The organism is Pseudomonas fuscovaginae SE-1, from assembly GCF_000364705.1.
Lineage (GTDB): Bacteria > Pseudomonadota > Gammaproteobacteria > Pseudomonadales > Pseudomonadaceae > Aquipseudomonas > Aquipseudomonas fuscovaginae_A.
In genome coordinates, this window is sequence record NZ_AQOH01000059.1 from 1 (window position 1) to 9,853 (window position 9,853).

Sequence of the window (9,853 nt, forward strand, 5' to 3'; positions counted from 1 at the left end):
CAGTCGGAAACCGAATCGCGAGTAATATCCGCAATAATCAAGTATAGAACTTATGTGATAAAAAGCAGCCCCCTCCTCGCCAAGAGCAGTCAGAACAGCCTTCTTTATAATCTTTTGCGGTGAAGCAGCGAACCTTCCCACCGCAAATTTATTAATACCCCGTAGATTATTTAGTCGACCGTAAGGCGTATTGGAAAGAATGGTAACATCTCTTTTATTCCTATACGCATTAGCTACATCCAGCAAATAAAAACTCTTTCCCGAGCCATTAGGCCCTACAATGATCGCCACAGCATCATCATCCGCGATGCCTTCATTAAATCCAATATCACTGAGCATTCTGACTCCCTAAGCTCGATTTCTGCAAACTGCAAAAATATCCCTTCTTAATCCTAAAACCTAGTAAGTTCGACTACTCAACCTATACGCCAAACCTACGCCTAGAGAATCGTCGCCCCGAGTAAAATGCCTTTTTGGCTGGCTTCTTCGCAGGCCTCGGCTTGAAATCGCATTCTCGATAGTTACTGCAGGTGACGAATTTCCCGTGCTTTCCGTCCTTGACCACCAGGTCACCCACGTTACAGCTAGGGCATGGATAGAGTTTGATAGGAGTCCCGTGGATGTCCTCGACCTCAAGAGCGCCTTCCTGCACCAGTTCCTTCAAAAATACCGACACCTGCTTGTCCACCGTGAACATCACCACTGTCCGCCTTGCACGCGTGAGGGCGACATAGAAGAGACGCCGTTCTTCTGCGAACAGGTATGAATCTCCTGCCGGCATTACCAGACTCAGGACAGCGTCATCTGTCATCGTGCTTGGGAAGCTCCGACCACGCTTCATACTCACCATGGCGGGTAAAATCACGTAGTCGGCTTCGGTACCCTTGGATCGATGAACGCTCAAGAACGAGAGTTCAACAAGGCCTCGGCATTTCGCCTGCCAGTTCTCAGGAACGTAGCCTATCTCGTCGTTGTAACGCCCGAGGATGCATACCTTAATCAAGCGATCGCTCGCTTTCGGGATCGAACCGTCCTTCAGGCCTGCAAGCAGACTCTCAAGGAATGTGACGATGGCAGGCCCGATCTCTTTTTTGGCCTGTACCATCACGGCCCGAAGTACCGGGCCCACCGCAGGTGTTGCCGAGACAACTGTTTTAGTGAGCTGCACAGGGTTTTTGCTGACAAACCGGCTCGAGACGTCGCACAGGTCTTGCGGGCATCTGAAGGTCTGCTGCAGCTTCAGCAACTGCCCGGAACCAAAAAACCTCTTGAAGTCCGTCATCATCGAAACATCAGAGCCGGCGAATCTGTTGATCGATTGCCAATCATCGCCAACTGCAAAGAAATGGCGTCCTGGCTCACCTACCAATGCTCTACACAGCCGCGCTCGCGCCCTGGATGCGTCCTGGAACTCATCAGCCATAACCAGTCGGAATTTCGGCTTACAGCGTCCCTGCTCCACGTGCTCAGCGGCCTGCACAAGCATGTCCTCAAAATCCAGTCCACCAACGTCTTCCAGTGCTCGATTCCAGGCATCCATCACAGGCCAGAGGATATCCAGGAACATATTGTAGCGATGTGTGAATAGCCCCGACGACAGCCCGCCGACACGAGCCCGCAAATCTTCCTGGGTCAGGCAGTTGCTTTTCACGTGAGCGATGAAGGTTCGGATCAGCCCAATCAACTTCATCTCCGATAGCGGTGGCTGACGATTTGGAGGTAAGGGGCGATCAGGGTTTGGGGCGAGCTGGATCCCTCGGCTCGTGAGCTCACGTGTCAGGTGCTCAATCCAGGTGTTATCACGGATCTGGTGAGAGGTTGTCTCGATGAGTTGCGTGCCATGCTGTCGATGCAGCGCGCGCTTCCACACGGTATCTTCAAGGTACCCCTCAAAGTGATCCGGGGGCTTCCCATTGCCATCCAAGGCAAAATGCTCGTGGTACAACCCAATCGCTGGGTAATAGAAATCTGGGTGGTACTGGCTGTGGGTCGCGGTGGCGGTCTCATGCTCATATGAGCGTTCATACACATACTCGACGCCGTTGTAGTGCAGCCAGTTGGCGATCATGCACTCCTCCAGGCTTTTGACCGGATCGCCCTGCAGAGGGACGAGACGGCCAGACTTGGAGCCGGTCTTTGGAGGTATCTTCATTGCCTTGAAGGTTGGAAGATCACGACCGAATACGAGCCGGAACAAGTCCCATCGGCTGCGGAATGCGATAGAACTGTCCTTTAACCCATCAACAAGCGTTTCCAGCTTCTCGAATGCCAGTTTTTCCTTGACCACCCAATCGGGAACACGCGGTTTCTTTCCAGTGGCGTAGCCGATGATGGCGAGGCCTAGCCTGTGGAAGGTCTTAGCACGAACCTTGACTCCGTCCATTCCCAGGCGCTTGAACGATTGTTCCGCACGCTCAGCCAGCTCTTTTGCTGCGTCCTTGTTGAACGCCAACATCACGATTTCTTTGGGTTGAAAAAAGCCACGGTCAATAGCGTAGGCTGCCTTCGCGACCATGGTGGACGTCTTGCCAGACCCTGCGGACGCCGCCACTTGAACACGGTTATCGAAACAAATAACTGCCTCGGCCTGTTCGTCGTTCAACGCGCGCTTTTCCACGTTCGAGAGCAACTTGCTGGAGGCGACCCGCTCTCTCTCGGTATGCGCTTTGTTCTCCGTTACCCAGTGAGCCGTCCAATCCTTTCGAAAGGCAACCAATGAGTTTTGTACATCCAAGTGCTGTAGCCCCAAAGACTTTCTCAGGTCTTCGTCTTCCAGCAGGGTGTTCAGCTCCTTCTCAGGCATAGAGAGCACAGGCCTGATGGCCTGCAGTGCCATTTGCTGTTCATGAGTAACCCAGCGTCTTTGGGCTCTGGAATTAGTCAGCAGGCGCTCTGCATCGGCCAACCACGTCGTGACGAGCGCATATGCAGCCCTGAAGCGCTCGACTCGCGCGAGCTTGAGCCGCTCGGCCTCCGCCAGTCTCTCTGCTACAAGACGCTGGTGATCATCCATCACGCCCGTGATTACTTCGTTGAGGCTCACCACAGCCGTGTTAGGCAGGCCCCTTAACATACCGTCCAACAAGGACAGGCGGCCCCAGAGAACACCTCGGTGCACGCTGATGCGGTCACCTCGATCTAGATTGATCTCGACTCTCTCATCATTCACGTGTAATTCGAAACGCCCGTTTATCAAACGCAACGACCACGGCGACGATCCGGTAAACAGGCGGCCAAAAAACGATGGTCTCCATACATATTCCCTTGCCAAAAACGACCTCCCCCACGATGACAATGCGTGGGCGAAAAGCTGCCCACTACCTTCCAAGGTAGGTATTCATACCCTAAACAGAGAACAATCCCAACGGCCAAGAAAGCGCTCCCGACTTAAATAGGCTAGGTGCCCATTGAGGAATACGAAGTTGTGGCCTTCGACGAGGCAGGTTGCGAACTGGCAGGTAGACTTCGCTTTTGATTTCAAAGGAACGAGAATGATGACTGATCCAAAGCGGATTGCTGGGGATGATTGTTCGATTGCGGCGCCCCCAGAGGTTGATCAGAAAGGGCTTCAGCGCGAGCGGCAGACGCCTGAACAATGGTTACGGACGAACCGCCAGGCCATGAAGCGCTACAACGAACGTGTCACAGCACATGATGTATTTAGCGCTGGAGTGCGGTGCTTCTAGCCTGATCGGCCTCTGATACGTCTATAAGTACGGACAAAGGTTTCTCAACTGGCGCCTGTACGCGTCCTGGCGTTTGATTACGACGAGTTCGAGGTCATGACTCGGCACTGCCCTTCGGAGGATGAATTACTGTCAGCGTGCTACCGGATTTCCAAATGCGCTGAGGAGAAGCGGATCTATCCTAGGCTGCCCTTCACGGATCTACCGCCGCACTAATAAGGATTGGGGCACGAACAAAGTGGTCGGCAGCCCCCCCTTGGAATCGGTTTTGCCGATGCCTCCCTGCCTGCTCGACCTACAAGGCACTGCTGACCAATCACCGGATCAACAGGTTCGTCAGTAGGTGCAGATGCTCCTCATCATCCAACGATACAGCTATGGAACCAGACCTGGACATCTCAACCTGGACGGGCTTGGAGTCGTACTGGTAGACAATTTTGATTTTGTCGATCGGCGCAGCCCGCCCACCTGTGATCTCCAATAGCTTCGTCATCGCGTTACCGGTGGAAGCAATGTCGACCCGGTAGCTGCTTTCAATATCGAAGGTTACTGCCCCTGACACGATTCGCTTGGCCATCACTCTGGTGAAACGCTTGTCAGCCTTGAGCTGCTGATAAACCGAGGAAATGTCTGGCTTCACAATCTCCAGCGCGAAATTAGTCCCCGTCGCGGCCCGGATCAGCTCCACGAACGGTTTCAGATCTTTGGCAGGCGAACTCATGCAAATCGAAAATCGATCCTGGCCCAATACCTCGATAACCATATCGAAGCTGATGAACATCGAGTAACTCGACTCCACCGTCTCACCCAGAGGGTTTGTGAACAACTGGGTGATGTCTCGCTGCTCGTGGTACCGGAATGTGGCCTGGTCGTCCAGAATCTCGATCGGCTCAACACCCACGCGATTATGGTCGTTGAACGGTTGCCGACGAAGTCCATGCACAAGGGTCTGAAAGTCGATTCGAGCGGTCAGAACCCAGAGTTTCAGCCGCTTTGACTTCATACCTTCAAGCTCCTTTCGATGTCATCCAATGTCTTCTGCGCCGCCTCTTCTAGCCGTAGTTTGAGCTTTTGCTCGAACACAGGCTCGGCACGCACGAGGTTCTTGGCGTACTTTCCATTGTGGTAGTTGTAGACACCTTTAACGATGTAGGAGAAGTCGCAGTACTTAGCCTGGTTGCCAAACTGGGCCTCGAATTGCACGATTTCCGACCCGACGAGCTTTTCGCGAGCTGTCCATCGAATTTTCCACAGATAAAAACCGTGGCCCTCAAGCTCCATGAGCTGCTTTGACTCCAAAACGCCTTTGCCTTTCAAAGACGCCTTGTCGATGCGGATGATCTTGTGACTCTTGGCTTCGGGTTGCGGCTTGGCCAGTTCAGCCTCAGGATCGTCGCCCTCACCCTCCTCGCCCTCATAATCAGAGTCGACCTCAATCGAATCTTCGATCACCAGCGCCTCATCACTGAGATCCAGGTCATCATCCTCTCGATCCTTCGGGTTGAACGTGGACACGTCGACCACATCTACCACCTCCATATCCCTGAGGTTACGGATCAGGCTGCGAAGGAAGTTCGTCCTGATGCCCGCGTCCGAGATCGCCTCCAAGGAAATGGTTCGGGTCGCCACATCTTGATCAGTGGCGATCTCGATCTGGGAGTACAACTGATCCGTGATGTCCTTGAACTTGTCGTTCATCGGCCCAGTGATTTTCCAACCACTGCCTTGCTTCTCAATGATCACCTCTGCCGTCTTCTCAACCACCTGGCGGAACTCCGCCTGGCTTAGATCAAGCTTCTGGTATTTGACGGTGAGCTTGAGTTGATCACCATGGATGGCAACCTCAGCTTGTTCGTGTTGATCATCAATCAACCACTCCTTGACGGAGTTGAGGGCGTCCGCCAGCTTTTCTTTGGGAACAGCGGAGGTGACGACCACATTGGTAGTTTTCTCACGACTGTCACGGCCACCCACCAAGAGCGATAGGTTCCGATAGTCGTAGTAATCGTGGAACAAAGCACTGAAGCGATTGGCCAGGAATTTTTTGTCCGACTCATTCGAGATCACGATCCCCCTGGAGAGAAAGACCTTTCTGAGTTCGGCGCTCGTGAGGCTTCGCTGCGTGAGCGCATCGAAAATTGCCTTGTCGGATGCGAAGTACAGACTACCCATTCTCATTTTTAGCTCGCTCCCATCCGATCGCTTCGGGCTTATAGTTCGGAATTGCGTGATTCACGATGTCCAGCTCGATCGCCTGCAGTTTGCGTTTGCGATTTTCGTCCTCCCCCCACTCAGTCACATAGCTGTTGATGGCAGCATTGAAGTTGCTGAGGATGCTGGGGTGATGGTAGCGATTGGCAACCCTGATCCGGATCTTCAAGTCCTTGTTGGCGTTAAGAATCTGGAACCTAGACAGCGCATCGAAGAGATATCTGAACTCGATCTCGGAGCTACCGTCGCGGCGATAATAGATCAGATAACCCTCGCCATACGTCTCGGCCAACGCCTTGGCTTTCTCGCAGTAAGAGATCACCTCTTTGTGGTGGATGATCATATATGGCGAGGCAATCAGTTCAGCGGTGGCCGCACGCTCCCAGTATTCGCCACTGGCCTTGTGCAAAACTAGGTCAGGGTAATAGAAGGTGTAGTTGTCCTTCGGGAATGTCCCCTTGGCCCTGAGGGCGTTCACATCGACCTGCAGCGTGTTCAGGTAATTGATCAGGGAAGGTTCAACGATATGAACCTGCTGACCATCCTTGATGTGCAGGTTCTCACCCTTGTAATCCTTGAAGTGGTCGTAAAAATCCTTGTCGTATTCGTCATCATGATTGAAGACGAACAGCATCCCACGCACTTCGTACTTTTCACGTTTTGCCAAATGGTACCGCGCCTGCCATTCCCCCGAGGAACGGGCACAGTCGATGCTCTTCCCCAAGGACTTCAAGGCCTTTTTGATCGAGTCCAGGGTGATCGAACCCACCGCATAGCTCTTCAAATCAGTGTGAAGGTAGACAGCCTTGTTCAGATAGGGGTCTGCATACTTGAACACCACGTCGGTGGGATGCGTGTGCTCAGACTTCTTCTGAGGAGCATGCGTTTCCGGCTTCACACAGACGAAATTGAGGTTCGCAGGCCCCTCTTTCTTCCAACGGAAGAAGCTGAAGATGTCATTGGAAACGAGCTCAGCAAGCCTCGCAATTTTTTCGGTTTCGCCGCCTGACATGGTTGTTCCCGTCACGAAATGAATGCGCAGGAACGGTGACAGCAGGGGATCGTTGGCCCATGCCGATGAGATGCGTCCTGCAGTAAAGATGGCTTCATGCCAGCACAAGCTACCCGAAAATGGCGAGCATCACCACCGCGAGCCCTTCCAAGCTTGTGCCGCTCGTCGGGGTTGCGACAGCACACTCGAATCAATTTCAGGGGCGAAAACAAACGAGGATTCAGGGATTTGGCCGCTAGGGAGAGTCAGCGATTGGACAGTCCGCCCACGCCATTTTTAGAAGTGCTTAGAGAGGCTGAAAGCCTTGAATCATGGGGCCTAGAGCGGTGTGAGGACTGACCTCAAGTCGCTATGGAAATCTGACCTCTACAGGAGGAACAAAACCAAAAGGCATAAAAAATCAATCACAAAGAACATTTTGTGATTTGAGATTTTACATTACAGTAAATACCATCCGGCGCCCAACATTACACCACAAGCCGGAACCTTTGTCAATATATGAATAAATCGACGATTGCCTTGGTGGGCCAAGGCCTACATTCTGCCCCGAAAGACTCGCAAAAGCAGCCGGCCCGAAACAGCACCATCCAAGAAATGAACAGCCTCACTCTGGTCAAGTGCGAGCCACCCAGGCTCTACGAGACGGCAACCGGTGCCCCGTTGGATTTCTACAACGAGTTCACTGAGCACCTCTGGGGCGAGATTGGCACCAGCTACGCAAGGAACTCAATCATCGGCTTTGAGAGGGGTGGGCGTGTCTTTACCGAGTTCCTTTATGAAACAGGCGCCCTCTCTGGCCGCCTTGACCCTGCTACGGCTTCGAAAACCATGAAGCTTTTCCCGTCCTATCTCATCGACGGTGCGAACGCCAAAGATCCGATTGTCCGGCAGGCAGCCATTCGAACGGGCCGCAAAACGATCTCTGCCGCATCAGCAGGCCAATACATCGCAGGTGCCAATCTGATGCTGGAGGTCTGCAGCACAATCACGTTCGAACAGGCAGAAATAGCCTCAGTTCTCGCTGGCCAGCCTCCCCAGGCACAGGTGCATGCATTGCCAGAGCTCAAGCCCAGGGTGCGCAGCCCTCAGGAATTGGCTCAAATCCATGCCAACACGCTGCAGGTCAAACCCACTCTTGGCGCCGGTGCAGAGAAAGCCAAGGGCGGATTGCGCGCTCCTAAAGTCAAGAAAAAGAAGGAGGCGAAACACATCGGCATCCCGCACATTCTGCCGATGCTTGAAAACGCCCCAACTCCACTGGACGGCCTGATCTGGAGCTTTGGGCTCGGGAGTTTGAGGTTATCGGAAGCGATGGGGATACGCTTGGAGGACATTGACGTCCATAAGAGGATCATACGCGTCGAAGACCCCCATGGTTTGCGTGACACAACGAACAAGGAAAGCTTTGGCTTCAAAGGCCGTAAGACGGCTGTTGTGACAATGTTCGAGCCATTCAAGTCGATCTTCTGGCAGAAGCTAGCGGAGTACATGGCCGTGCGGCCTTGCTCCGATAGCCCTTGGCTGTTGTTGTCGCTTGATGAGGACACCTATGGCATCCCTCTCTGCGAGCGCAAAGCCAACACCGTAAACAGAGCAGTCAACCGCAGCATTCAAGCCACTCAGCAGAAACTGAAGTTCGTAGCGCCTCAAGGGAATTACTCGTCCCACGATTTCCGCCATACTTTCGGCGTGTGGGCACGTAACTATGTAGTGGTGCCGGGCCGGCCTAAGCCGGGCTTCGACCTTCCTGAAATTCAGCTGTTGATGGGCCATGCCGACCTCAAAAGCACTGAAATCTATGCCGCTGACTTGGGTATTCACACCCTTGTGGAGGTAGACGCTGCAAATGAACTCATCTACCACCGAGGCGCCGGGGTAAGCATCGACTACTACCGTGGCCAGGCCTATACACGACTGGGCGAGCAACTGCTTGAGCAGGGCCCAGAAGCGTGATCAATACTACTGACAGCTTTACCCTGCACGGCGACGATGTCCTGAGTAGTGCAGCGGCTATCTTGCAAGAGTTGGCTCAAAAAGCCATGGATGCCGAGACCGTATCAGGGAAGGCCAATCCTGAGCTTCTGAAAGACAAGCAGGCCAGGCATCGCCTGGCCGTGTCCATCTTCCTGCGGCATCGTAAAGGTCGGGCCTTAACCTATCCAGAGCTGAGCACCCTCTACGATCTCTGCCTCGTACCCGACAAACAACTCGAGGTCGGATTGCCCCTATATACGGAGCTCACGGGCGAATGTACGCCAGAACTGAAAGACGTTAGCGGAGTTCGCATCCCCATCCGGGCGATGTTCGTACTCTTGTGGGCCCAAGGAAAAGTTACCCTCCCCCACAGCTTCAACTTGAGTGGCGTATGGGCTAAGTATCCGGAGTTGATACAAAGCTCTCAGGGTTTCATTGACGAGATCGCTGGGCTAGGGGAGTTGAATCCGCAGCGTAACGCGCGACGCTTTCAGTACCGCGTGAATTGGAAAAGCCCTCAAGACATAGTTTTTGAAGAATTGTGGGAGATAGCGCCTCTAGTTGTAGACAAACAACGTGAAATCAAGAGCAAAGCGACAAAGGGTAGCAAATGTCTGGATTTTTCCTATCTATCCTGGCTTCGCCTGTTCGCAAAAAAATATCCATCGATTGTAAGTCCTGACCAAGCACGCCTGCTTGATGGCTATCATGCTCATCTGACTGCAACCAAATTCGAAGAGTCCAGCACAGAGAACAGAAAATCTTATGCGGACTTCGCAAAATACTGGGGATCGGTGAAACTCAGCCAGTCCAAAAGTGAAAACCTGGAGTCTAGGAGAGCACGCTATAATTCTGGACTTGATGGTCGCAAGAACAGAATACAGCAGAAAACCGAGGAAAAAGCAGCACGCCAAGAAACCCAAAACTGGGAAGCGCAAAGCGTATTGTCCCCTGAAGAGTATGCAGTATT

7 protein-coding genes and 1 pseudogene are annotated in these 9,853 nt (G+C 53.1%); 3 read left to right on the forward strand and 5 right to left on the reverse strand.

The window, feature by feature from the left end; genetic code table 11:
* A partial coding sequence (locus K675_RS32920) for a hypothetical protein (protein WP_198291618.1) occupies window positions 1-339 on the reverse strand: 339 nt, incomplete at its 3' end.
* Between the two features lie 82 nt (window positions 340-421).
* Window positions 422-3,271: a UvrD-helicase domain-containing protein gene (locus tag K675_RS0106660; RefSeq protein WP_080635318.1), complete on the reverse strand. Its 2,850-nt coding sequence runs from the start codon at window positions 3,269-3,271 to the stop codon at window positions 422-424.
* Between the two features lie 223 nt (window positions 3,272-3,494).
* Here K675_RS0106660 and K675_RS33880 point away from each other — a divergent pair, with 223 nt between their 5' ends.
* The gene (locus K675_RS33880) at window positions 3,495-3,686 is read left to right on the forward strand and encodes a type II toxin-antitoxin system CcdA family antitoxin (protein WP_269745382.1); all 192 of its coding nucleotides are present in this window, start codon (window positions 3,495-3,497) and stop codon (window positions 3,684-3,686) included.
* A gap of 316 nt (window positions 3,687-4,002) precedes the next feature.
* On the opposite strand, the gene K675_RS0106665 is transcribed toward K675_RS33880, so the two are convergent.
* Genes K675_RS0106665 through K675_RS0106675 form a run of 3 tightly spaced genes read right to left on the reverse strand, consistent with a single transcriptional unit; the run spans window position 4,003 to window position 6,909 of the window.
* Complete coding sequence (locus tag K675_RS0106665) at window positions 4,003-4,689, reverse strand: hypothetical protein (protein ID WP_017902733.1); 687 nt, start codon at window positions 4,687-4,689, stop codon at window positions 4,003-4,005.
* Window positions 4,686-5,864 (reverse strand): hypothetical protein, encoded by a 1,179-nt coding sequence (locus tag K675_RS0106670; RefSeq protein WP_232434401.1) that lies wholly within the window; start codon window positions 5,862-5,864, stop codon window positions 4,686-4,688. Before K675_RS0106670 ends, K675_RS0106665 begins: the two co-directional genes overlap by 4 nt.
* A complete protein-coding gene (locus tag K675_RS0106675; RefSeq protein ID WP_017902735.1) occupies window positions 5,851-6,909 on the reverse strand; it encodes a hypothetical protein in 1,059 nt (352 codons plus the stop codon). The genes K675_RS0106670 and K675_RS0106675 overlap by 14 nt, the downstream gene beginning before the upstream one ends.
* A gap of 498 nt (window positions 6,910-7,407) precedes the next feature.
* Here K675_RS0106675 and K675_RS0106680 point away from each other — a divergent pair, with 498 nt between their 5' ends.
* Both K675_RS0106680 and K675_RS30465 read left to right on the forward strand, forming a co-directional pair.
* A complete protein-coding gene (locus K675_RS0106680; protein ID WP_017902736.1) occupies window positions 7,408-8,862 on the forward strand; it encodes a tyrosine-type recombinase/integrase in 1,455 nt (484 codons plus the stop codon).
* Window positions 8,859-9,853, forward strand: a pseudogene (locus tag K675_RS30465) (site-specific integrase); the annotation flags it as partial. The gene K675_RS0106680 and the pseudogene K675_RS30465, both read left to right, overlap by 4 nt.